Source organism: Alkalibacillus haloalkaliphilus, assembly GCF_007991275.1.
Classification (GTDB): Bacteria; Bacillota; Bacilli; order Bacillales; family Alkalibacillaceae; genus Alkalibacillus; species Alkalibacillus haloalkaliphilus.
In genome coordinates, this window is the sequence record NZ_BJYA01000001.1 from 452,947 (window position 1) to 474,806 (window position 21,860).

24 protein-coding genes, 1 tRNA gene and 1 other annotated feature are annotated in these 21,860 nt (G+C 36.5%); of the genes, 22 read left to right on the top strand and 3 right to left on the bottom strand.

All coding sequences use genetic code 11. The features are described from left to right. Positions 1 to 32: 32 nt before the first annotated feature. The 8 genes from AHA02nite_RS02240 (at position 33) to AHA02nite_RS02275 (ending at position 7,598) form a co-directional block, all read left to right on the top strand. Positions 33 to 1,094: an HD-GYP domain-containing protein gene (locus tag AHA02nite_RS02240; protein WP_146813938.1), complete on the top strand. Its 1,062-nt coding sequence runs from the start codon at positions 33 to 35 to the stop codon at positions 1,092 to 1,094. Positions 1,095 to 1,306: 212 nt separating this feature from the next. Continuing rightward, complete coding sequence (locus AHA02nite_RS02245; protein ID WP_146813940.1) at positions 1,307 to 2,629, top strand: serine hydrolase; 1,323 nt, start codon at positions 1,307 to 1,309, stop codon at positions 2,627 to 2,629. Positions 2,630 to 2,661: 32 nt separating this feature from the next. After that, the gene (gene pdxS, locus AHA02nite_RS02250; protein WP_146813942.1) at positions 2,662 to 3,549 is read left to right on the top strand and encodes a pyridoxal 5'-phosphate synthase lyase subunit PdxS; all 888 of its coding nucleotides are present in this window, start codon (positions 2,662 to 2,664) and stop codon (positions 3,547 to 3,549) included. Positions 3,550 to 3,561: 12 nt separating this feature from the next. Further along, the gene (gene pdxT, locus AHA02nite_RS02255) at positions 3,562 to 4,158 is read left to right on the top strand and encodes a pyridoxal 5'-phosphate synthase glutaminase subunit PdxT (protein ID WP_146813943.1); all 597 of its coding nucleotides are present in this window, start codon (positions 3,562 to 3,564) and stop codon (positions 4,156 to 4,158) included. Positions 4,159 to 4,194: 36 nt separating this feature from the next. Then, positions 4,195 to 4,410, top strand: a binding site (T-box leader). 73 nt (positions 4,411 to 4,483) lie between these two features. Further along, complete coding sequence (gene serS, locus AHA02nite_RS02260; RefSeq protein WP_146813945.1) at positions 4,484 to 5,764, top strand: serine--tRNA ligase; 1,281 nt, start codon at positions 4,484 to 4,486, stop codon at positions 5,762 to 5,764. A gap of 246 nt (positions 5,765 to 6,010) precedes the next feature. Next, positions 6,011 to 6,103: transfer RNA gene (locus AHA02nite_RS02265), tRNA-Ser, on the top strand. A 133-nt stretch (positions 6,104 to 6,236) separates the two neighbouring features. Next, positions 6,237 to 7,178, top strand: coding sequence for a M23 family metallopeptidase (locus AHA02nite_RS02270; RefSeq protein ID WP_146813947.1), 942 nt, complete (start codon positions 6,237 to 6,239; stop codon positions 7,176 to 7,178). A gap of 15 nt (positions 7,179 to 7,193) precedes the next feature. Next, positions 7,194 to 7,598, top strand: a complete 405-nt coding sequence (locus AHA02nite_RS02275) for a bactofilin family protein (protein WP_146813949.1) — start codon at positions 7,194 to 7,196, stop codon at positions 7,596 to 7,598. A 43-nt stretch (positions 7,599 to 7,641) separates the two neighbouring features. On the opposite strand, the gene AHA02nite_RS02280 is transcribed toward AHA02nite_RS02275, so the two are convergent. Beyond that, entirely contained in the window at positions 7,642 to 8,313 is a 672-nt protein-coding gene (locus tag AHA02nite_RS02280) for a deoxynucleoside kinase (protein ID WP_146813951.1), read from the bottom strand. Beyond that, on the bottom strand, positions 8,310 to 8,963 hold the full coding sequence (locus tag AHA02nite_RS02285) for a deoxynucleoside kinase (RefSeq protein ID WP_146814125.1): 654 nt from the start codon (positions 8,961 to 8,963) through the stop codon (positions 8,310 to 8,312). Before AHA02nite_RS02285 ends, AHA02nite_RS02280 begins: the two co-directional genes overlap by 4 nt. A gap of 170 nt (positions 8,964 to 9,133) precedes the next feature. On the opposite strand from AHA02nite_RS02285, the gene AHA02nite_RS02290 reads away from it, so the two are divergent. The 14 genes from AHA02nite_RS02290 to AHA02nite_RS02355 all read left to right on the top strand — a co-directional run bounded on the left by AHA02nite_RS02290 (position 9,134) and on the right by AHA02nite_RS02355 (position 20,485). Next, positions 9,134 to 9,685 (top strand): CotY/CotZ family spore coat protein, encoded by a 552-nt coding sequence (locus AHA02nite_RS02290; protein WP_146813953.1) that lies wholly within the window; start codon positions 9,134 to 9,136, stop codon positions 9,683 to 9,685. Between the two features lie 204 nt (positions 9,686 to 9,889). Then, a complete protein-coding gene (locus tag AHA02nite_RS02295) occupies positions 9,890 to 10,150 on the top strand; it encodes a metal-sensitive transcriptional regulator (protein WP_146813954.1) in 261 nt (86 codons plus the stop codon). 93 nt (positions 10,151 to 10,243) lie between these two features. Continuing rightward, positions 10,244 to 10,471, top strand: a complete 228-nt coding sequence (locus tag AHA02nite_RS02300; RefSeq protein ID WP_146813956.1) for a sulfurtransferase TusA family protein — start codon at positions 10,244 to 10,246, stop codon at positions 10,469 to 10,471. Between the two features lie 49 nt (positions 10,472 to 10,520). Beyond that, the gene (locus tag AHA02nite_RS02305) at positions 10,521 to 10,748 is read left to right on the top strand and encodes a sulfurtransferase TusA family protein (protein WP_146813958.1); all 228 of its coding nucleotides are present in this window, start codon (positions 10,521 to 10,523) and stop codon (positions 10,746 to 10,748) included. 55 nt (positions 10,749 to 10,803) lie between these two features. Beyond that, positions 10,804 to 11,283 carry a DsrE/DsrF/DrsH-like family protein gene (locus tag AHA02nite_RS02310; RefSeq protein ID WP_017185091.1) on the top strand — a complete coding sequence of 160 codons (480 nt, stop codon included), beginning with the start codon at positions 10,804 to 10,806 and terminating at the stop codon, positions 11,281 to 11,283. A gap of 76 nt (positions 11,284 to 11,359) precedes the next feature. Then, the gene (locus AHA02nite_RS02315; RefSeq protein ID WP_146813960.1) at positions 11,360 to 11,659 is read left to right on the top strand and encodes a rhodanese-like domain-containing protein; all 300 of its coding nucleotides are present in this window, start codon (positions 11,360 to 11,362) and stop codon (positions 11,657 to 11,659) included. A gap of 17 nt (positions 11,660 to 11,676) precedes the next feature. Then, the gene (locus AHA02nite_RS02320) at positions 11,677 to 12,246 is read left to right on the top strand and encodes a sulfurtransferase TusA family protein (protein ID WP_146813962.1); all 570 of its coding nucleotides are present in this window, start codon (positions 11,677 to 11,679) and stop codon (positions 12,244 to 12,246) included. A 24-nt stretch (positions 12,247 to 12,270) separates the two neighbouring features. Continuing rightward, positions 12,271 to 13,401 carry an MBL fold metallo-hydrolase gene (locus AHA02nite_RS02325; RefSeq protein WP_146813964.1) on the top strand — a complete coding sequence of 377 codons (1,131 nt, stop codon included), beginning with the start codon at positions 12,271 to 12,273 and terminating at the stop codon, positions 13,399 to 13,401. An 81-nt stretch (positions 13,402 to 13,482) separates the two neighbouring features. After that, positions 13,483 to 15,135 (top strand): SulP family inorganic anion transporter, encoded by a 1,653-nt coding sequence (locus AHA02nite_RS02330; RefSeq protein ID WP_146813966.1) that lies wholly within the window; start codon positions 13,483 to 13,485, stop codon positions 15,133 to 15,135. A gap of 36 nt (positions 15,136 to 15,171) precedes the next feature. Beyond that, a complete protein-coding gene (locus AHA02nite_RS02335; protein WP_017185086.1) occupies positions 15,172 to 15,528 on the top strand; it encodes a YidH family protein in 357 nt (118 codons plus the stop codon). A gap of 361 nt (positions 15,529 to 15,889) precedes the next feature. Further along, on the top strand, positions 15,890 to 17,611 hold the full coding sequence (gene acsA, locus AHA02nite_RS02340; RefSeq protein WP_146813968.1) for an acetate--CoA ligase: 1,722 nt from the start codon (positions 15,890 to 15,892) through the stop codon (positions 17,609 to 17,611). A 133-nt stretch (positions 17,612 to 17,744) separates the two neighbouring features. Continuing rightward, a complete protein-coding gene (locus AHA02nite_RS02345) occupies positions 17,745 to 19,061 on the top strand; it encodes a lysine N(6)-hydroxylase/L-ornithine N(5)-oxygenase family protein (protein ID WP_146813970.1) in 1,317 nt (438 codons plus the stop codon). Between the two features lie 87 nt (positions 19,062 to 19,148). Then, on the top strand, positions 19,149 to 19,664 hold the full coding sequence (locus AHA02nite_RS02350; RefSeq protein ID WP_146813972.1) for a type 1 glutamine amidotransferase domain-containing protein: 516 nt from the start codon (positions 19,149 to 19,151) through the stop codon (positions 19,662 to 19,664). 62 nt (positions 19,665 to 19,726) lie between these two features. Beyond that, on the top strand, positions 19,727 to 20,485 hold the full coding sequence (locus AHA02nite_RS02355; RefSeq protein WP_146813974.1) for a DUF3891 family protein: 759 nt from the start codon (positions 19,727 to 19,729) through the stop codon (positions 20,483 to 20,485). Here AHA02nite_RS02355 and AHA02nite_RS02360 read toward each other — a convergent pair. After that, positions 20,482 to 21,762, bottom strand: coding sequence for a glycoside hydrolase family 18 protein (locus AHA02nite_RS02360; protein WP_146813976.1), 1,281 nt, complete (start codon positions 21,760 to 21,762; stop codon positions 20,482 to 20,484). The two genes, AHA02nite_RS02355 and AHA02nite_RS02360, sit on opposite strands and share 4 nt — an antisense overlap. Positions 21,763 to 21,860: the final 98 nt, after the last annotated feature.

The window sequence follows — 21,860 nt, forward strand, 5'->3', positions numbered from 1 at the left end:
AATAACGACTAAGACTTAAGAGGTGTTAGGTTATGAAAGTTCATCCACAACAGCTAATTCCAGGATGTTTAATTATAAAAGATGTAATGGGTCAAACGTTGACGCCAATTATCCCTAAAAATACTGTTGTCGAGCCTATACACTTACAAGTATTAAAAAAGTTTAAAGTGTTAGAAGTTGAAATTGCTAATAAGTTAGTTAATGGTGATGTTTTTGAGACAGATCAACAAGAAGTCATTACTGAAGAACAGGAAATGCCTTTTTATGAACAATATGTCGATGTCGTTAAAAAGACAGAGGGTTTGTTTAAATCTTGGGACCATCGTTCGAAAGTTGATGTTCAAAAAATTCGTGAACTTATTTACCCGTTAATTGAACAAGGGGAAAATAAAAGTGACGTACTGTTAAAAATGCATCATTATAATAAACCAGAAAATTATTTTTATTATCATATTGTATCAATGCCAGTAATTGCAACATTTTTGGCTAAACAATTAGGTTATAGTAGTAAAGAACGTTTGAATATTGCACTTGCTGCTTTTTTAAGCGATATTGGAATGCTCAAGGACCAAGAAGATATTTATTTACAAAACCGAAACTTAACACAAGAGGAATTTAAAAAGATTAGACAACATCCAGTTGAATCTTACCGGTTCATAGAGAACTTACCTGTTCATCAAGATGTGAAAGTAGCGGTACTTCAACACCATGAAAGAATAGATGGTTCCGGTTATCCTATGGGTGTTAAAGCAGATAAAATACACCCGTTTGCTAACATTATTGCAGTAAGTGATATATTCCATGCTATGACATCAGAAAGAGTTTATCGACGTAAACAATCGCCGTATAAAGTTGTTGAGGAATTAATGAAAGAACATATTGATAAGCTAGATATGAAGGTGTTAAATCAGCTCGTGAAGTCGATTGTTAATTTTAGTAATGGCACTCAAGTGAAACTATCAAATAATGAATATGGTACGATTGTTTTTACAGATGAAAGACATCCAACACGTCCTTTAGTTAAACTAGCTAAAGATCAAGAAATTATCAATTTAATCGAAGATAAAAGTATCTATATTGAGGAAATATTATAATAAAAGCCATTAGTTACGACGGTAACTAATGGCTTTTTTGCTATGTTCTACTAAGTTTTAAGTCTATTTACGCATTTTTACTTTTCTATTATAAAAACGATGTTGATTAATGAAAAATATTGTATAATAAAAGATGTTGGAATAGCCTAAAATAAAATAGTTACGAAGCTATTCAAATAGATTATAAAGAGATTGGATTTGGGGGAACGTTTATGAAACAAACTAAGAAAATCATCATGATGTTAACAATGACAGCAGTGTTTCTGTTTAGTTCTTTAGTAATTGCACCAATGGCAACTTTTGCAGAAGTTAATGTAGAAGCTGAATCAGCTATTTTAGTTGATGCTGAGACAGGTGATATTTTATACGCAAAAGAAGCAGATATCGCATTGCCTCCAGCGAGTATGACAAAGGTAATGACAGAGTATTTAGTGTCAGAAGCGGTTGCTAATGGCGAAATTAGTTGGGATACAACAACTGAAATAAGTGAGTATGCTTATTCTATATCAGCAAATAACTCATTTTCAGGCGTAGGATTACGTATGGATCATGAATATACAGTAAAAGAATTGTATGATGCGATGGCAATTTATTCTGATAATGCAACATCTATTGCATTAGCTGAGTTAGTTGCTGGTTCTGAAGGCGAATTCGTAAAAATGATGAACGAAAAAGCTGATGAGATGGGTATGCCTGATGCACACTTTGTAAATTCAACAGGGCTTGCTAATAGTCATTTAGGAGACAACTATCCTGAAGGGACAGAGCCAGATGATGATAACTTATTATCAGCGCGTTCAATGGCAATTTTAGCTTATCATTTAGTTAATGATTATCCAGATTCGCTTGAAGTGTCTAGTGTACCGACTCAAGAATTTGAAGGTCATGAAATGTTGAATTTTAACTGGATGTTACCAGGTATGCCTGGACATATTGCGCAGTATACTTATGAAGGTCTTGATGGACTTAAAACAGGCTATACAGAATTAGCGGGCTATACTTTTACGGGTACAGCAGAACGTGACGGGAATAGGTTGATTTCTGTTGTTATGCGAACAGATAGTGTTGAGGAACGTTTCTCTGAAACTGAAAAGTTATTAGAATATGGCTTTGACAATTTCTCAAAACAAGTTCTTTTTGAAGAGGGTTATCAAGTTGAAGATGAATCCACGATCCCTGTTGTAAAAGGTAAAGAAAATGAAGTTGAAATTGCATCAGGAGAAGCAATAGAAGCTATGGTTCGTGACGGTGAAGAAGATCTTTATTCAGTTACGCTTCAATTAGATGAAGAAGTACTAAATGAAGAAGGTGCATTAGAGGCACCAGTTGAAGAAGGTTTAGAAGTTGGTCAATTAGTGTTAACATATGAAGGAGATATAGATTACGGCAATTTATCATCTGATGAAGAAGCAGTCGAAGTGCCGGTTTATACAACTGATGAAGTCGAACGTTCTAATTGGTTCATGTTAATCTTACAAGCCATTGGCGACTTCTTTGTTGGTTTGTTTAATAGTATTAAAGGGATTTTCACTTAAGCACAACCTAAAAGAATAAGGGGGAGTTTTATATGTCAACAAGTGTAGGAACAAATCGTGTCAAAAGAGGGATGGCTGAAATGCAAAAAGGCGGCGTCATTATGGACGTTGTAAACGCAGAACAAGCTAAAATTGCTGAAGAAGCTGGTGCTGTAGCTGTAATGGCTTTAGAGAGAGTGCCATCAGATATTCGCGCTGCCGGTGGTGTTGCACGTATGGCCGATCCAACTGTTACAGAAGAAGTGCTTAATGCTGTTAGTATTCCAGTAATGGCTAAAGCACGTATCGGTCATATTGTTGAGGCACGTGTTTTAGAAGCAATGGGTGCTGACTACATTGATGAAAGTGAAGTTTTAACACCAGCTGACGATATTTATCATATTGATAAAAATGACTTTACTGTACCATTTGTTTGTGGTTGCCGTAACTTAGGTGAAGCTTTACGCCGTATTGGTGAAGGTGCTTCAATGTTACGTACGAAAGGTGAACCAGGTACTGGTAATATTGTTGAAGCAGTTCGTCATATGCGTGAAGTTCAAACACAAATTCGCCAAGTTCAAAGCATGGCTAAAGATGAATTAATGGTATATGCAAAAGAAACTGGTGCTCCTTATGAATTACTATTACAAATACAGGAAGAAGGTCGTTTACCAGTTGTAAACTTTGCTGCTGGTGGAATTGCAACACCTTCAGATGCAGCTCTAATGATGGAGTTAGGTGCTGATGGTGTATTTGTTGGTTCAGGCATATTTAAATCAGATAACCCGGAGAAGTTTGCTCGTTCAATTGTAGAAGCAACGACTCATTATCAAGACTATGAATTAATTGCTAAACTATCCAAAGACCTTGGTACTGCGATGCCAGGTTTAGAAATGTCATCTTTACAAGAACAAGATCGCATGCAAGATCGCAGTGAATAAAGGGGTATCTTTATGACAACAATTGGTGTATTAGGACTACAAGGTGCTATTCGTGAACATGTTAGATCGATTGAAGCTTGCGGTAAAGAAGCGGTCGTTGTGAAAAAGCCAGAGCAATTAGAAGAGGTAGATGGCTTAATTCTACCTGGTGGTGAAAGTACAACGATGAGACGTTTAATTGATCGTTATAATTTCTTTGAGCCACTTCAACAGTTTGGAAAAGCTGGAAAGCCGATCTTTGGAACATGTGCAGGATTAATTTTATTAGCATCAGATATAGAAGGTCAAAATGATGCACATCTTGGCTTAATGGACATGACTGTCGCTCGTAATGCTTTTGGTAGACAGAAAGAAAGCTTTGAAGCACCAGTTGAGATTAATGGTGTGGCAGAAGACTTTGAAGCAGTATTTATTCGAGCGCCTTATATACAAGAAGTTAAAGCTGATACAGAAGTTTTAGGTGTCTATGATGGTAAAATTGTTGCAGCTCAACAAGGTCATCTATTAGCAACTGCATTTCACCCAGAACTGACAGACGATCATCGTTTAGTTCAACACTTTGTAGAAATGGTTGATCAAGCTAATGGTAATAAGCTTGCTTCTGTGTAAAATATAAGGTATATTAATTGTTATATAAATGACGAATTAAATGCGTTGATAGGAAGTAGTAACAAGTTTTAGTTTATTTCAGAGAGCTAGTGGGTGCTGTGAACTAGTATAAACAGCTTGTGAATCCATCCTTAAGCAGGTTGACCGAACTACAGTAAGTCAATCCGGTTAAGTGCCGTTAAGACTTAACAAGTTGGAAGAGACTAACTCTTCAACAAGGGTGGCAACGCGGGAAAATACCTCGTCCCTTTACTACAGGTTTATGTAGTAAAGGGGCGTTTTTTTTATTTTTAAGCTCTATTAAATATTTTTAGGAGGAATAGACATGCTTGATTTAAAGTATTTACGTCAAAATTTTGATGAAGTAAAAGCAAAAATGCAAAATCGTGGTGAAGATTTAACTGATTTAGACAAGTTTTTAGATTGGGATGAGAAAAGACGTGCTTATATTCAAGAATCAGAAGAGTTAAAGGCACGCCGTAATGAAGTATCTAAAGAAATCTCTCAGCTTAAAAAGGAAAAACAAGACGCTGATCACCTTATTAAAGAAATGAGAGAAGTTGGTGACCGTGTCAAAGAAGTCGATAGCCAATTAAACGAAGTAGAAGAGCAATTAAACCAGTTAATGCTATCTATCCCGAACATCCCGCATGAATCAGTACCAGTTGGCGAAACAGAAGATGATAATGTTGCAGTTAAACATTGGGGTGAAGTACCAAACTTTAAATTTGATGTTAAGCCACACTGGGATGTAGCAGATGAATTAGACATAATTGATTTTGAACGTGCTTCTAAAGTTACAGGTAGCCGCTTTGCGTTTTATAAAGGGTTAGGCGCGCGCTTAGAACGTGCACTTATTAACTTTATGATGGACTTACATGCTGATGAACATGGTTATGAAGAGATGTTACCTCCGCAAATTGTTAATCGTGATAGCTTAACAGGTACTGGACAACTGCCAAAGTTCGGAGAGGATGTATTTAAGTTAGAGGAATGGGATTACTTCTTAATTCCGACAGCTGAAGTCCCTGTAACGAACGTTCATCGTGACGAAATTTTATCAGCTGAAGATTTACCGAAGAAGTTTACAGCTTTTAGCACGAACTTTAGAAGTGAGGCTGGTTCTGCAGGGCGTGATACAAGAGGTCTCATTAGACAGCACCAATTTAATAAGGTTGAGCTAGTGCAATTAGTTAAACCAGAAGATTCTTATGATACGTTAGAGCAATTAACAGGGCACGCGGAAAAGGTTCTACAATTGTTAGAACTGCCATACCGAGTAATGAATATGTGTACAGCTGATTTAGGTTTCACAGCGGCTAAGAAGTATGATATTGAAGTTTGGATCCCAAGTTACGAAACTTATCGTGAAATCTCTTCTTGTTCGAATTTTGAGGATTTCCAAGCTCGTCGTGCCGGTTTAAGGTTCAGACGTGAAGCCAAAGCAAAACCAGAGTTTGTTCACACTTTAAATGGGTCAGGTTTAGCAGTAGGACGTACAGTTGCTGCCATTTTAGAAAACTATCAAAATGAAGATGGATCTGTAACTATTCCTCAAGCTCTAAGACCATATATGGGGAATGTCGAGTACATTTCTGGAAAATAAAATAAGCATTGAAGTTGGGGCAAAAGAGTTCTTATAACTTATTTTGCCCCAGCTATTTTTACTATAATTTTTTAAATTTCCTCTTTATAATTTAGATGTTCGTGTGATATACTAATTATCGTTGGTCGACAGAGGTTATGTAGCTTTATGAAGCGACATAGCAGTTTTACAAGATATTAAATAAAATTTTAATTTTCTTGTTGCATACTGTCGAAACATATGATATATTTTATTTTGTCAGTTCACGGAGGAGTACCCAAGTTCGGCTGAAGGGAGCGGTCTTGAAAACCGCCAGGGGCTTCACGGCCCGCGGGGGTTCGAATCCCTCCTCCTCCGCCATATTTATTCTAAATAATAATAAAGTTCGAAATGGTTACTACTAAAGTAGCCTTTTTTTTATATGTATTTGTATAGAAAATTCAAATATTACATAAACTCACGATAGACTTTTGAAAAAGGTAGGTACCTTTTTATGAAACTGCGTAATAAATGGCGTATTTTAATTATGTCTGATGCTGGGCGTAGTGTTAAGCACGTTAATGTTAACAAGTTAATAGGGTATAGCCTATTAACTTGTGTAGCTTTCGTTTCATTAAGCTTAATCATTTCATTAACTCTTTTAAATCAATTATCTTCTGAAAATGCTCATTTAAAAGAGACGGTAAGCCAAGTGGCGAATACGTTAGCTGAACAAGAACAACAAATCATAGCATTTGAAGATGACCGCTCTGAAATAGAGCACCACCTTCATGAGCTAGAACAATTAGAAGAACAGTTATCTAATATGATTACGACACTTGAACCAACTGAAATCCCTTCATTTGAAGAAGAAAGACCTCAAGGTGGAATAGAGCTAGTCGTAAATAATAGCGATCAAAATGAGGAACAAGAATCTGAAAGAGGGATTGAACTAACTTCTCTTAAAGAGACAGCTCCAACGTTGATTGAACGATATGAAAGTTCTATTGATCAATTAAATGAAGTGAAAGAAGATTTAGAGACGGTGCCAATATATTGGCCTGCAGATACTGAGAGAGTGACATCGGAATACGGTTATCGATCTGATCCATTTACATCTTCAACAGCTTATCACAGTGGTATTGATTTAGCAGATAGCTGGGGAACAGAGATTTATGCAACTGCAGACGGTGTTGTATCTTTGGCAGGACGTGATGGTGGTTACGGTATATCTGTAATCATTGACCACCCAAATTCTTATGAAACGAGATATGCCCATTTAGGTCAATTGAATGTCGAAGTTGGAGATGAAGTTCAACAAGGTGATTTAATTGGATTAATGGGATCAACAGGTAGAAGTACTGGTGTCCATTTACATTATGAAATTATTCGAAATGGGGATACGACAAACCCTTATCCATATATGACTTTTTTACAACGTGTGTTAAATAATTAAAAGGTGGTCATTAGTATGTTTTCAAAACATGAAAAACAAGTGAGTAATGTTGATACAGTTATAGGTTCAGCTTCTAAGTTTCAAGGGGATTTAAACTCACAAGCTAGCATTCGTATTGACGGTGAATTTAAAGGGAATATCACTTGTAATGGTGATGTTGTCATTGGTGGAGAAGGGAAAGTTGAAGCAGATGTAACAGGCCGAGATTTAACGGTAGCAGGTCAAATTGATGGTAATGTCCATGCATCAGGTACTTTAAGAATTGAAGCTACAGGTGTTATTAATGGTGATATTACAATGGGTGTATTAGTAATTGATGAAGGTGGAACATTTACAGGTCGAAGTAATATGATTGTAGATGATTCAAAGAAATCAAAAAAAGCTAAACAAGATTCACAAAATGAAGAGCAAGTGTCTTAAAAGGATAAAAATCTCCCAGCTAAAATTAGCTGGGAGTCTTTTTTTATGCTTTAATATACTTTCTTGACGTTTGGATATGTTCACCGATACGTTCTAAGATTGGTTCAACTGATGTATTTGGATTCATTAAATCATAGTCGTTAATATTAATACGCATAACAGGGCATGTATTAAAGTTATTAATCCAGTTTTCGTAACGGTCATACATCTCTTTCCAATATTCAATCGGCGTATCTTGTTCCATTTGGCGACCACGGCTCTGTAATCGATCTAACACATCATCAAAAGACCCCTCTAGGTATATGAGTAAGTCTGGGTGTGGAAAATAAGGAGTCATTACCATTGAATCAAATAAGTTTTTATAAGTACCATAATCCGTTGGAGTCATTGTACCTTTATCATAATGCATCTTAGCAAATATACCTGTATCTTCATAAATCGAACGGTCTTGTATAAACCCACCACCGTATTCGAAGATTCTTTTCTGTTCTTTAAAACGTTCAGCTAAAAAGTAAATTTGTAAATGAAAACTCCAACGTTCAAAGTCAGAATAAAACTTATCTAAATAAGGGTTGTTTTCAACTTTTTCAAAAGACGTTCTAAAATTTAAAGCATTGGCAAGTGCATTTGTCATTGTTGACTTTCCGACACCGACTGTACCTGCTATTGTAATGACGGCATCATTTGGAATGCCATGAGAATTCGTTTGGATCATGTTAATACTTCTCCTTTTTGGATGTGTTGTTTTACAATTGATAAGATGTAGTCCAAATCAGATTGATGTTCGATGAAATCTAATTGATCACCATTTAACCGAATGACAGGAATATCAGGATTTTCCGCTTCAAAATGGTCCATGAAGATATCATAATCCTGTGATAATTGTTGTAAATAAGATGATTGAATATTTTGTTCTACTTCTCGGCCACGCCTTTCAATACGCTCAAGTAACGTATCAAGACTAGCATGGATGTAAATCATCACATTAGGTTTTGGCATATCTTGTGTTAAAATATTAAAAATTTGCTCATATTTATCGTATTGTTGACTTTGTAATGTTCGTTTAGCAAAAATCATATTTTTCATAATATGATAGTCTGAAACAACAGGTTTCCCATTATTTAAATAATGTTTCTCTATATCCTCTAACTGTTTATAACGGTTACATAAGAAAAACATTTCCGTTTGAAAACTCCACTCTTCAATGTTGTCGTAAAACTTACCTAAGAACGGATTTTCCTCGACGATTTCTTTTAAAAGATGAAAATAAAAGTGTGTCGCAATTTTTTTAGATAAGGATGTCTTACCAACACCGATCGGGCCTTCTACAGCGATGAATGGGACATGCTCATATTTCACATTCATTCCTCCATTCGTGACATATATCATTATGCCCTCCATCATACCAAATTTTTAGACATAATTGGACATAAATGTACTTTTAAAAAATATTCTCTAAATGTTACCACTCACCTATACACTTTTTGTCGCCCCACATAATCTATAATAACGATACAACAAAGGAGTGAAAAAGTATGTGGGATGATTGCAAAGATTTCGATTGTAAGGATAATAAGTGTGTTTGTAAGACAGTAAGACAAATTGCTGCAGCACAAGATGAAGTTGTCACACCAGATTGTGATGTAAGCTGTAAACAGTCAATTCAAAATTTAGTTTCTCCAGCAGTAACGACTGGTAACGACACAATTCCTTTTATTCTATATTGTAAAGGAACTTGTAAACCGTTTGTTGGAAGTAGTGTTTTACAAGCAACGGTTGGTCAAAACAGAGTATTCCGTTGTTTTGAATCACCAATTTTCCGAGTGAGTAAAATTCACAAGGATTGTTGTGCAGACCTAGAACTATTATTACCAGTAACTCAAGGTGGATCAACTCCAGGACCAGGTGGAAAAAATGTATGTGACTACTTCCCTGGCAATTCAATTCGAAACCTTCAAAGAACAGGAATCTGTATTAAAGTAGATTTATGTGACTTTGTTGGAATCGCTTGTCTAGAACCAGTAAGAGCTCTTCCAGTGTCTGATTTTAACGTCACAGCAGCTGCAGATGAGCGTAAAGATCACTAAATATAATAGCTGGTACCTAAAATAAATAGGTACCAGCTTTTTCTTTGTTTGAAACTATACCTAACGGGGTAAAAGAATTATGTAAGGCTTAGGCCCAAAAAAATTTTAATATATGTGTTTGACAAAATACCTACAGGGGTATATACTTACCATATAAGTTAATAAAACAACTTTTCAGGCGTACCGATAAAGGAGGTAATGAAAATGGAATACGATGCAAAAGTTAAAAATAGAATTAAACGTCTTGAAGGACAATTACGTGGAGTACTACGAATGATGGAAGAAGGCGAAGATTGTAAAGAAGTTATTACACAATTATCAGCTAGTCGTACAGCAATTGACAGAACGATTGGTGTCATTGTCAGTGAAAATTTAATTGAGTGTGTAAGAGAAGCTGAAGAGAATGGCGAAAACACAGACGATCGAGTTAAAGAAGCTGTCAACTTATTAGTAAAAAGCCGTTAAAGTATTAAAAGGTTAAAGGGTTGACACAATTTATTTTATAATATAATATACCCCGTAGGGTATTAGTTAAAAGAAAAATTAGGAGGAATAACAATGAATATCACAAAAACATTAGATGCAAAAGGCTTAGCATGCCCAATGCCAATCGTAAGAACAAAGAAAGCGATCGATGAAGTAAACCCTGGTGAAGTATTAGAAGTTGTCGCAACAGATGCAGGAGCAAAAAGTGATCTAACAGCATGGACGAATTCATCAGGTCATGAACTATTAGAGGCAAAAGAAGAAGACGGCGTATATACGTTTTACGTTCAAAAAGGCTAAGTTTGGTTCATAAATAAATCGGAAACAGAAAAACTAAGGAGGAATATCAATGAATATTACAAAAACATTAGACGCAAAAGGCTTAGCATGCCCAATGCCAATCGTAAGAACGAAAAAAGCAATCGATGAAGTAAACTCTGGTGAAGTATTAGAAGTTGTCGCAACAGATGCAGGAGCAAAAAGTGATCTAGCAGCATGGACGAAATCATCAGGTCATAAGTTATTAGAGACGAAAGAAGAAGACGGTGTATATACGTTTTACGTTGAAAAAGGCTAAGTTTTTTTAATGAATTATATACCTTAAGGGGTATAAAAATGAGGAGGAATTTAAGATGTCAGAACAAAAGAAAACAAATATTATCTTATTCAGTGGAGATTATGATCGAGCGATGGCTGCTTATATTATTGCAAATGGTGCGGCAGCTTATGATCATAAAGTAACCATTTTCCACACGTTTTGGGGACTAAACGCCTTAAGAAAGGACGAAAAACTACGTCCTAGCAAAACATTCATGGAAAAAATGTTTGGCAAAATGATGCCCAAAGGTGCTGAAAACTTACCATTATCAAAAATGCAGTATGCAGGTATGGGCCCTAAAATGATTAAAAATGTTATGAAGAAGCACAATGCAATGCCGTTAGATGACTTAATTTCAATGGCTCAAGAACAAGAGATTACACTACTAGCATGTACGATGACGATGGATCTTTTAGGATTAAAAGAAGAGGAACTGTTAGATGATATTGAATATGGTGGTGTAGCAGCTTATATAGCTGAAGGTGAAGATGGAGCAATTAATTTATTTATCTAAATTAGTAAGATAGGCGGCAATTTTATAAAGTTGCCACCTATGATTCATAAAAATCAACTTAAAGTGAGGGTATACCATGAAGGAAGTTACAGCTAAAGAAGTACAAGAACGTTTAGAAAACGGTGAAAAACTTAACTTAATTGATGTAAGAGAAGCAGATGAGGTCGCACAAGGTATCATTCCAGGTGCAAAGCATATTCCTTTAGGTTTAATCGAATTTCGTGAGAATGAGTTAGAGAAGAATGAAGACTACATTATGATTTGCCGTTCGGGTGGTCGTAGTGGTAAAGCAACGCAGTATTTAGAAGAACGTGGCTATGATGTAACGAACATGGCCGGTGGAATGTTGGACTGGGAAGGTCCTGTTGAAAAATAAATTTGGAGGGATTTCGCATGGCGGAAATTAAATCCGATCACAGTTTAGATGCAAAGGGTATGGCTTGTCCGATGCCAATTGTAAAGACGAAAAAAGAAATGAAAAACATCGATTCTGGAAAAGTGTTGTTAATTGAAGCGACAGATCCAGGTACTAAAGCAGATATGAAGGCTTGGGCTGAGAGCACTGGTCATCAGTATTTAGGCTTTACAGAAGATGGTGACACACTTAAGCATTATATTCGTAAAGCAAGCGATGAAGAGGCTAAAGGTGAAACATCATTTGAACACATCGTAAATAACGATGAACTTAAAGAAAAAATGGCAAGTGGCAATGCTACTATTGTAGATGTTCGAGAATCAGCAGAGTACGCATTTGGTCATATTCCAGGTGCAAAATCTATTCCTTTAGGTGAATTAGACAATCGAGCTGATGAACTAAGTGAAGATGATGAAATATTTGTCGTTTGTCGCACAGGAAATAGAAGTGACTTAGCGGCTCAGAAACTTTCTGAAAAAGGCTATAAAAATGTAACGAATGTAGTTCCAGGTATGAGTGAATGGGACGGAGACGTAGAGAAAGCTTAAGTAATACTATAGGAGGTATCATTTATGAGCTTTAAAGAGTTAACAGTAGACCAATTAGCAAAAAAAGTAGTGAACCAAGATAACTTGTTTTTACTAGATGTACGTAATGAAGACGCGTTTGAAGATTGGAAAGTAGAAAGTGACAGCTTTGAACATCTTAACAAACCTTACTTTGATTTAATGGATGGAGTTGAACCAATCCAAGATCAAATTCCTGAAGATCAAGATGTTGCTGTTATTTGTGCAAAAGGTGGTTCATCACAGTTTGTTGCTGAACAATTAGTTGATGCAGGCTTTGATAATATTTATTCAGTAACAGGTGGAATGAAAGCTTGGAGTGAACATTTAGAGCCAGTTAAAATTGGAGACCTTGAAGGAAACGGTGAACTATACCAGTTCGTACGCCTAGGTAAAGGTTGCCTATCGTATATGGTCATTTCAGATGGCGAAGCTGCTGTTATTGATGCGACACGTATGGCGGATACGTTTATTAATTTTGCTGAAGAAAAAGGTGCAAAAATTAAGTATGCATTAGATACTCACTTACACGCAGACCATATTTCAGGTGGCCGCACAATTGCTGAGAAAACAGGTGCAACTTACTATTTACCACCTAAAGATGCTGAAGAAGTTCAATTCGATTATGAGCCGATTGAAGATGGCAATGAAATTCAAGTGGGATCATCTAAAATTGATGTGCAAGCATTATATTCTCCAGGACACACAATCGGTTCAACGTCATTTATCGTTGATGAGAAGTATTTAATGTCAGGTGATATTTTATTTGTTCAATCCATTGGCCGTCCAGACTTAGCAGGTAAAGCAGAGGATTGGGTAGGCGATCTACGTACGACGTTATATGAACGTTACAAAGAACTATCAGATGAATTAATCGTATTACCTGCACACTTCTCTTTCAAAGAAGAATTAAACGACGACGGTTCTGTACAAGAGAAGTTAGGGGTATTGTTTGATGAAAACGATGGTCTACAAGTTGAAGACGAAAATGAATTCCGTAAGATGGTAACAGAAAACTTACCACCTCAACCAAATTCACACGAAAAAATCCGTTTCACTAATATGGGTAAAGAAACACCAGATGAAGAAGAACAACGTGAGATGGAAATTGGACCAAACCGTTGTGCAGTAAGATAAAAGATGTATTAAGAAGGAGCGGTTAGGCTCCTTCTTAATTTTTGCACAAAGGTGCAGTTAAGAAGTAAGAGAGGTGAAAATATGTTAAGTAAGTACGTACCGTCAGTGGACTGGCTTAAACGCTATAACGGAATGGACTTTAAAGGTGACTTAATTGCCGGCCTAATCGTTGCAATTATGTTAATCCCTCAAGGTATGGCTTACGCGATGCTTGCTGGCTTACCACCTGTTATGGGTCTTTATGCATCAACTATTCCACTCATTATATATGCATTATTAGGATCTTCAAGGCAATTAGCTGTTGGTCCAGTTGCTATGGTATCTTTATTAGTTTATTCCGGTGTTTCTACATTAGCTGAGCCAGGAAGTGATCAGTTCATTTCCTATGCTTTACTATTAGCTCTCATGGTTGGTGTCATCCAACTTGCCATGGGTCTATTTAAACTTGGCTTTTTAGTTAACTTTTTATCACATGCTGTTATTAGTGGTTTTACATCAGCTGCTGCAATTATTATTGCATTATCGCAGTTAAGTGGATTACTTGGAATTGAATTACCGAGTAAAGGTAATGTGTTGGAGCTATTAACTGAAGCGGTTGTAAACCTAAATGCTGTTCATATACAAACAGTTGCATTAGGTATTGGTAGCATCATTATTTTAATTTTATTTAAAAAGTATGTACCTAAAATACCAGGTCCATTAGTGGTGGTTGTGGCGACAAGTTTAGCTGTATATTTGTTTAACCTTGAGAATGAAGGTGTTGCAATTGTTGGAGATGTACCGTCAGGCTTACCTTCTTTAACTTTACCATCAATGAGTTGGGACTCTATTTCAGCCTTACTTCCGATCGCTTTGACGATCGCGTTTGTTGGGTTTATGGAATCTGTAGCTGTGGCGAAAAAGCTTGCAGCTAAAGAAGGTTACAAAATAAATTCAAATCAAGAATTAAATGGTTTAGGTGCTGCAAATATAGTCGGTTCCTTTTTCTCAGCTTTTCCAGTGACAGGTGGTTTTTCACGTTCAGCGGTTAACTATCAGTCTGGAGCCAGGACAGGAATGGCAACTATTATTACTGCAGTTATGATCATTTTGACGTTATTGTTTTTTACAGAATGGTTTTACTACCTACCGCAAGCAGCTTTAGCAGCGATTATTATCGTTGCGGTATACGGACTAATTGATGTTAAAGAAGCTGTTCATCTATTTAAAGTGAAACGAATTGACGGATGGACTTTAGCTGTTACATTTTTTGCAACACTGCTGACGAGTATAGAGACTGGTATTTTAACAGGTATTGTCTTCTCATTAGTCGTATTTATTTGGCGTAGTGCATATCCGCACGTAGCGGAGTTAGGTTATCTAGAACAAGAAGGGGTATACCGTAATATTGAACGTTTCCCTGAAGCAAAAACGTTCCCTAATACTATTATATTTAGAATTGATGAAGCACTATATTTTGCGAATATTGCTTTCTTAGAAAATAAATTAGAAAAACTATTAGATAAGAAACCTGATACAAATCGAATCATTCTAGATTTTTCAGCAGTCAATGATATGGATGCTGTAGCGATAGATGAATTAGATGAACTGATCCAAGAGTATGATGATTATGGTGTAGAGGTTAATATTGCGAATATGAAAGGCCCCGTTAAAGATTTAGTGAAAAAAGCAGGTTGGTACGACAAATATGAAGACCGAATCCAGTATCTTTCTATTAACCAATGTGTAAAATAACGTTACGCATGGCTTTTCATTAAGGGGTTGTTATAAATGGAACCAACAAAAGACTCGAACTATATACAACAACATCTCGCTAATGAACGAACGTATTTAGCATGGATTCGTACAGCCTTAGCTATTATCGGAATTGGCTTTTTGATTGTGAATATACATTTCTCAACTAATACAAGCTTAACTCCATACTCAGACCGTTTAGCTGAGATGATTGGAATTTTGTCCGTGTTAATAGGGTTAGTGGGTATTATTTTTGCAACGGTTCATTATGTACGCAAAAGAACACAAATAAATGAACAGACATTTAAGCCAGCTGTTCATCTTGTTTGGCTCATTTCTGGGTTGATGATCTTAATGGTGATTTTATTTTTCCTTTACTTTTATTTATATTAACTAATCAAAGGGATAGACAAAACCCGGACGAAATCACTTTTGACTTCGTCCGGGTTTTGACTTTCTAATCATCGCTCCATCAAAACGCTTCGCTTTCACCCGCAGGGCACAAGTTAAACATCTGCTCAAGTTCCCTACGCTTGCTTCTTTGCCGGGACACACTTGAGTCAGGCAACTTCATCGAAAGTGCATCTTTGCACACTTCCCCCTTTATATTAAAGTCTCTAATTTAGATCATTAACAAAAAAGTGGTTAATATTTGAAGTTTAGTACTTTTAAAATTAGTTGTTTTGCTATACAATATCATTACTAGAATTTTTTAAATATTTATAATGTTCCATTAAAACAAAGATATGAGGTGATGGTTGTGAGTGAAAGCGTTTTAAAAGCTAGAAGTAATCAACACAATTTAGGAAACTATGAAGAAACTTACCAAAACTTCAACTGGGAAGAAGCGAACAAAGCTTTTTCTTGGAACGATACAGGGAAAGTAAACATTGCTTATGAAGCAGTTGACCGTCACGCAGAAAATCCTGATAAGAAAGATCAAGTAGCATTACATTATGTTTCACCTGATCGAAATGAATCGTTAACGTTTGAACAATTAAGTAAGCAAAGTAACCAATTTGCTAATGTGTTAAAAGGTCAAGGTATTGAGAAGGGCGACCGTGTTTTCTTATTCATGCCAAGATCACCAGAGTTCTACGCAAGCTTTTTAGGCATTTTAAAGGTTGGTGCGATTGCTGGACCTTTATTTGAAGCATTTATGGAGCAAGCTGTTCAAGACCGTTTAGAAGATAGTGAAGCGACAATGCTTATTACAACACCTGATTTATTATCACGTGTTCCAGAAGATGAGTTGCCAAACTTGAAGAAGGTTGTTTTAGTAGGTGATGCAAGCGATATTCAAGATGGATACATTGACTATCATAAAGAAATGATCAGTGCTAGTGAACAATTTGATATTGAGTGGGTTGATCTAGAAGATGGTATGTTAATTCACTATACGTCAGGTTCCACTGGTAAACCTAAAGGTGTCTATCACGTACACAATGCGATGATTCAGCATTACCAAACAGGTAAGTGGGTGTTAGATTTACAAGATGATGACGTTTACTGGTGTACTGCTGACCCTGGTTGGGTAACAGGCACAAGTTACGGTATTTTTGCCCCGTGGTTAAATGGTGTGACAAATGTGGTCGTTGGTGGCCGTTTTACGCCAGAAGCATGGTATAAAGCTTTAGCTGATTATAATGTGACAGTATGGTATTCAGCACCTACAGCATTCAGAAAATTAATGAGTGCTGGTGAGGATGCCGTTAAGCAGTTTGATTTATCTAAAGTTCGCCATATTTTAAGTGTAGGTGAACCGTTGAACCCAGAAGTTATTCACTGGGGAATGAAAGCTTTTGACTTACGTATTCATGATACGTGGTGGATGACTGAAACGGGTGCACAGTTGATCTGTAACTACCCAACAATGGATATTCGTCCTGGCTCTATGGGTAAACCAATTCCAGGTGTTGTTGCATCAATTGTTGATGACCAAGGTCAGGAGCTACCACCGAATCAAATGGGTAATTTAGCGATTAAAGAAGGATGGCCATCGATGATGCGTGCCATTTGGAAACGTCCTGAAAAGTATGAGAGCTATTTCTTAAATGGTTGGTATGTATCAGGTGATAGTGCCTACCGTGATGAGGACGGTTATTTCTGGTTCCAAGGCCGTTTAGACGATGTCATTAATACATCAGGTGAACGTGTTGGTCCATTTGAAGTGGAAAGTAAATTAATCGAGCACGAAGCGGTTTCAGAAGCTGGTGTAATTGGTAAACCTGACCCTGAACGTGGTGAGATTATTAAAGCTTTCATTGCGTTAAATGAAGGCTATGAAGAATCAGAAGAATTACTTGAAGATATTCGACAGTTTGTTAAGACAGGGTTCGCTGCCCATGCTGCTCCTCGTGAAATTGAAGTAGCAAAAGCTATTCCGAAAACACGTAGTGGTAAGATTATGCGCCGCCTATTGAAGTCTAGGGAGCTTGGCTTACCAGAAGGTGATACTTCAACGTTAGAAGAATAAATTAAGTGTCTATTAAAGTGAGTGCCTTTAGAAGGTGCTCACTTTTTTGTGCGAAAAAGTGTTTAGAACACTTATAGTTAGGAAACTTAAATAAGTACATACTAATAAAAAATGGAAAAAGGGTGATCGTGTAATGGAACATAAGTTATATACATTTATCGGTATTGGGATAGGACCTTATAACTTAGGATTAGCTGCACTAACAGAAGACTTAAACGACGTTGACCGCGTATTTTTTGACCAAACACCAAAGATGGATTGGCACCCTGGTATGTTAATTGAAGGAGCAGACTTGCAAGTTCCGTTTTTAGCAGATTTAATTACGTTTGCAGACCCGAAAAGTCGCTACACTTTTTTAAATTACTTACATGAACATGGCCGTTTATATAAGTTTTTCTTCTTTCAAAAGTTAGAGATTCCAAGACAAGAATATAATGACTATTTACAATGGGCAACAGATCAAATTAGCGGTCTTTATTTTGGTCACCGTGTCGTTGATGTAATCGAACATCAAGATACCGAAACGCCTCATTATGAAGTCGTTGTCGAAGACCAAGAAACGAAAGAGATTTCAAGTTATTATGCTAAGCATGTCGTCATGGCAACAGGTTCTGAGCCTTTTGTTCTTGAGTCTACAGAAGGATTGCCAGAAGAAGATGTGCTGCATACGAGCCGTTATTTGTATCATAAAGATGAACTGTTAAACTCTAATCACATAACAGTCGTTGGATCAGGACAGAGTGCAGCGGAAGTGTTTTATGATTTGTTAGAAGAACGGGAAAATAAAGAGTTTCATATAACTTGGTTTACGCGTAGTAAAGGCATTTTTCAACTGGAATCAGCTAAGATGGGGCAGGAGTTTTTCTCACCTAACTACGTTGATTACTTCCATCAATTAAATTTTAAAAAGCGTCAAGAAACTTTAGATACGTTAGATCCATTACGTAATGGTGTAGATGAATCAACTCTTGAAGGTATATATGATATGTTGTATCACTATTCAATCGGTGAACAAGACCCGAAAGTGACGATCCAACCGTTAACAGAAGTAAATGGCATTGAGAAAAAAGGTCAACGGTATGAGCTGAACTGTGAGCAGTGGCAACAAGAGGAATCATTTAATTATGAAACAGAAAAAGTGGTTCTAGCGACAGGCTATAAACCTAACATTCCGGATTGGTTTATGAATCGATTTGAAAATAAAATAAAATGGGAACAAAAAGAAGATTATTTATTTGATATCTCGCGTCGTTACCGCTTGAAGTTTAAAGATGAACGTCAAAACCAGTTTTATATGGTGACTAATTTAGAGCATTCTCACGGAACAGCTGCCACTAATTTAGGCTTGGCTATCCAAAGAAATATGGAGATTATTAATGATATGCTCGATAAAGAAGTGTATCAAGCAAAAGGGCATTCGATTTTTCAACAATTTAAGCATGAAGGTTAATAAGTATGAGCGTTTAAGTTTCTATTCGATTGATATTGGGAATATTGTTTATAGAAACATCATTGAATAATTAAAGGAGGCATTATTATGGCAAAAAGAATAGCATGTGTCATGACTAACTTATTCGAAGATAGCGAATATACTGAGCCAGCTAATGCTTTACGTGAAGCAGGACACGCTGTTGAAACGATTGAAAAAGAAAGCGGAGTAGTTGTAACTGGTAAGCAAGGAGAAACGGAAGTAGCCATTGATTATGGTATTGATGAAGTAAAAGCAGAGGATTACGATGCACTCTTTATTCCTGGTGGATTTTCTCCAGATATACTAAGAGCAGATGAACGTTTCGTTGAATTTAGTAAACATTTTATGGACGAAAATAAACCCGTTTTTGCAATATGCCATGGTCCTCAATTACTTATTACAGCAAAAGCATTAGAAGGGCGAACGGTAACTGGGTATAAATCAATAGCTGTTGATTTAGAATATGCCGGTGTTAATTTTAAGGACGAAGAGGTAGTTGTTTGTCATAACTTAGTGACAAGTAGACAGCCAGATGATTTACCAGCATTTAATCGTGAGTCATTAAAACAATTAAGTAATTAAATTAAAAAGCCAGCTACATGTAGCTGGCTTTCATACTATACATACAAAAGGAGAGAGTGCGCATGATTGTGACATCTTCTAACACTCATTTTAAAATGATTACACAACATGATCATGCTTTAGTGAGTGGGGAATTAGCGAAAAACTGGTCAGATTCAATATTTGAAGGCGGGCTTTACCGTAAGGAAGTTGAGTATGCAGTAAGCCAACATGATTGTGCTTGGATCCCATTAGACAAACACCCCACTTGGAACGAAGAAAAAGACCAACCGCATTCCTTTATGGATTACCCGTTGAAGCCAAAGGTTGAGCATTATCGAAAAGGAATTGATTTAGTAGAAGATCAGTCTGAATATGCAGCTTTATTATGTAGCCAACACTATTTATCATTCTTCGATCAAAATAGTACAAATTCGACTATTACCGACTTCATTTCCCAGGAAATGATTCGACAAGATAAGATAAAAAGAATCTTAAACATTCAAGTGCCAGAAGAATATATCGACTTTCACTTTCGTTTACTTCAGTTTTGTGATGACTTATCTTTATACCTATGCTTGAATGAACCGGGTACTGCAAAAGAAGATGAAAACCCGATGTTTAAAGATGGTTTTAGGCAACAATTTTCAGGCATTAAAGGTAAAATCAAAGCAAAATGGTTAGACGAACAGGCTGTTTCCGTTTCGCCTAACCCTTTTAAAAATCCATTTAAAGTTGAAATCCCATACAAAGCTGTATCAAAAGAAGACTGTGAAACGAGAGGACTACAGCAAGCCTATGACTTAACACCAAACGAACTTAGAGAAGTTTATATTCGTTAAACTATTTTATCGATATCAAAGTTATAATTCAAAAGTGCCCAGTTTTGTGGGAAGGCCAAGCCTAACTTCCAATAACTGATTCCTTTTAATCCTAGTTCATCAATTAAGTCAAATTTAGCTTGGATTGAACGAGCATCTTCAAACCATACTTCATGCTGGTTCCCTTCTTCATCCCAATAATAGAAGTATGGTGCTTGTGCTTCTTCATCATATTCAATTGCTTGATTATTCTCCCTTGCGATTTGAATTGCTTCGTTAGGACTAATAGCAGGTGCTGTAACGCCTTCTTCAAACGGTAAAGTCCAATCATATCCATAAGTGTTTTGACCAAGCATAATTTTTTCAGCTGGCATTTCTGATAAGGCATATTCTACAACTTCACGAACTGGCCCAATCGGCGAGACAGCCATTGCTGGACCGCCACCATAACCCCATTCATAAGTCATTAAAATAACAAAATCAACAATTTCACCGTGGGCTTGATAGTCATGGGCTTCATACCATGGCCCTGTTTGTTCGTCACTTGTCTTTGGTGCTAATGCTGTTGAGATGAGTAAACCTTGTGGGCTTAGTCTTTCTCTTGCCTTTCTTAAGAAGTTGTTATAATCTTCACGTGTTTCTGGTGGTAAAAATTCAAAGTCAAAGTGAATATCACGATAGCCGATTTCATTTGCTACACGAATAATTTCATCTAGCAGTTGGTCTTGAACTTGTTCATCAGTTAAAATAATTCTTCCTAACTCTTGATCAAAAGCACCGTCACGTAAATTTGTAATCACCATCATTAATGCTGTATTATTAGCTTGTGCAATCATAGGAATGTCATCTAATGGCGGTGGAGAAAGTGTTCCATCTTCGTTCACTTCATAACTAAACATACCTAAGTATGTTAATAAAGGTGTGCGAGCCCAAGCTGACTGTAATAACTCTTCACTTACTGATTCACCAAATGGTTCAATATAGGCGTTAGTGGTAATCGTGCGACGGTCAGGCTCAGGTAATATTAACTCCTGACCAATCATTAATGGCTCATTTAAATCTAATTCATTGTAAGAGGCTAGTAATTCATACGGAATATTCAACCTTTGACCGATTGAATAATAACTGTCACCTTCTTGAACAGTATACTGAGATACAGGAACTACTAATGCTTGCCCAATGACAAGGTCGTCTGGTTGATCTAATTGGTTTACTTCAACGATATCCTCAATAGGCGTTTGATACCGGTTAGCAACAGAGTATACAGAATCACCTTGTTGTACGACGTGGATGAGCAATGAGCACACTCCTTTCCAATTTATTCTTTTTGAATGTATGTGTCAGTTTCTATAGATATGCATAAATGAAATAGATGTTCATAAGCCTAGAGGTGAAA

Bases quoted from the DNA above. Each gene is read 5' to 3' on its own strand.
- AHA02nite_RS02240 (WP_146813938.1), top strand. From the start codon at position 33: ATGAAAGTTCATCCACAACAGCTAATTCCAGGATGTTTAATTATAAAA.
- AHA02nite_RS02245 (WP_146813940.1), top strand. From the start codon at position 1,307: ATGAAACAAACTAAGAAAATCATCATGATGTTAACAATGACAGCAGTG.
- pdxS (WP_146813942.1), top strand. From the start codon at position 2,662: ATGTCAACAAGTGTAGGAACAAATCGTGTCAAAAGAGGGATGGCTGAA.
- pdxT (WP_146813943.1), top strand. From the start codon at position 3,562: ATGACAACAATTGGTGTATTAGGACTACAAGGTGCTATTCGTGAACAT.
- serS (WP_146813945.1), top strand. From the start codon at position 4,484: ATGCTTGATTTAAAGTATTTACGTCAAAATTTTGATGAAGTAAAAGCA.
- AHA02nite_RS02270 (WP_146813947.1), top strand. From the start codon at position 6,237: ATGAAACTGCGTAATAAATGGCGTATTTTAATTATGTCTGATGCTGGG.
- AHA02nite_RS02275 (WP_146813949.1), top strand. From the start codon at position 7,194: ATGTTTTCAAAACATGAAAAACAAGTGAGTAATGTTGATACAGTTATA.
- AHA02nite_RS02280 (WP_146813951.1), bottom strand. From the start codon at position 8,313: ATGATCCAAACGAATTCTCATGGCATTCCAAATGATGCCGTCATTACA.
- AHA02nite_RS02285 (WP_146814125.1), bottom strand. From the start codon at position 8,963: ATGAATGTGAAATATGAGCATGTCCCATTCATCGCTGTAGAAGGCCCG.
- AHA02nite_RS02290 (WP_146813953.1), top strand. From the start codon at position 9,134: ATGTGGGATGATTGCAAAGATTTCGATTGTAAGGATAATAAGTGTGTT.
- AHA02nite_RS02295 (WP_146813954.1), top strand. From the start codon at position 9,890: ATGGAATACGATGCAAAAGTTAAAAATAGAATTAAACGTCTTGAAGGA.
- AHA02nite_RS02300 (WP_146813956.1), top strand. From the start codon at position 10,244: ATGAATATCACAAAAACATTAGATGCAAAAGGCTTAGCATGCCCAATG.
- AHA02nite_RS02305 (WP_146813958.1), top strand. From the start codon at position 10,521: ATGAATATTACAAAAACATTAGACGCAAAAGGCTTAGCATGCCCAATG.
- AHA02nite_RS02310 (WP_017185091.1), top strand. From the start codon at position 10,804: ATGTCAGAACAAAAGAAAACAAATATTATCTTATTCAGTGGAGATTAT.
- AHA02nite_RS02315 (WP_146813960.1), top strand. From the start codon at position 11,360: ATGAAGGAAGTTACAGCTAAAGAAGTACAAGAACGTTTAGAAAACGGT.
- AHA02nite_RS02320 (WP_146813962.1), top strand. From the start codon at position 11,677: ATGGCGGAAATTAAATCCGATCACAGTTTAGATGCAAAGGGTATGGCT.
- AHA02nite_RS02325 (WP_146813964.1), top strand. From the start codon at position 12,271: ATGAGCTTTAAAGAGTTAACAGTAGACCAATTAGCAAAAAAAGTAGTG.
- AHA02nite_RS02330 (WP_146813966.1), top strand. From the start codon at position 13,483: ATGTTAAGTAAGTACGTACCGTCAGTGGACTGGCTTAAACGCTATAAC.
- AHA02nite_RS02335 (WP_017185086.1), top strand. From the start codon at position 15,172: ATGGAACCAACAAAAGACTCGAACTATATACAACAACATCTCGCTAAT.
- acsA (WP_146813968.1), top strand. From the start codon at position 15,890: ATGGTTGTGAGTGAAAGCGTTTTAAAAGCTAGAAGTAATCAACACAAT.
- AHA02nite_RS02345 (WP_146813970.1), top strand. From the start codon at position 17,745: ATGGAACATAAGTTATATACATTTATCGGTATTGGGATAGGACCTTAT.
- AHA02nite_RS02350 (WP_146813972.1), top strand. From the start codon at position 19,149: ATGGCAAAAAGAATAGCATGTGTCATGACTAACTTATTCGAAGATAGC.
- AHA02nite_RS02355 (WP_146813974.1), top strand. From the start codon at position 19,727: ATGATTGTGACATCTTCTAACACTCATTTTAAAATGATTACACAACAT.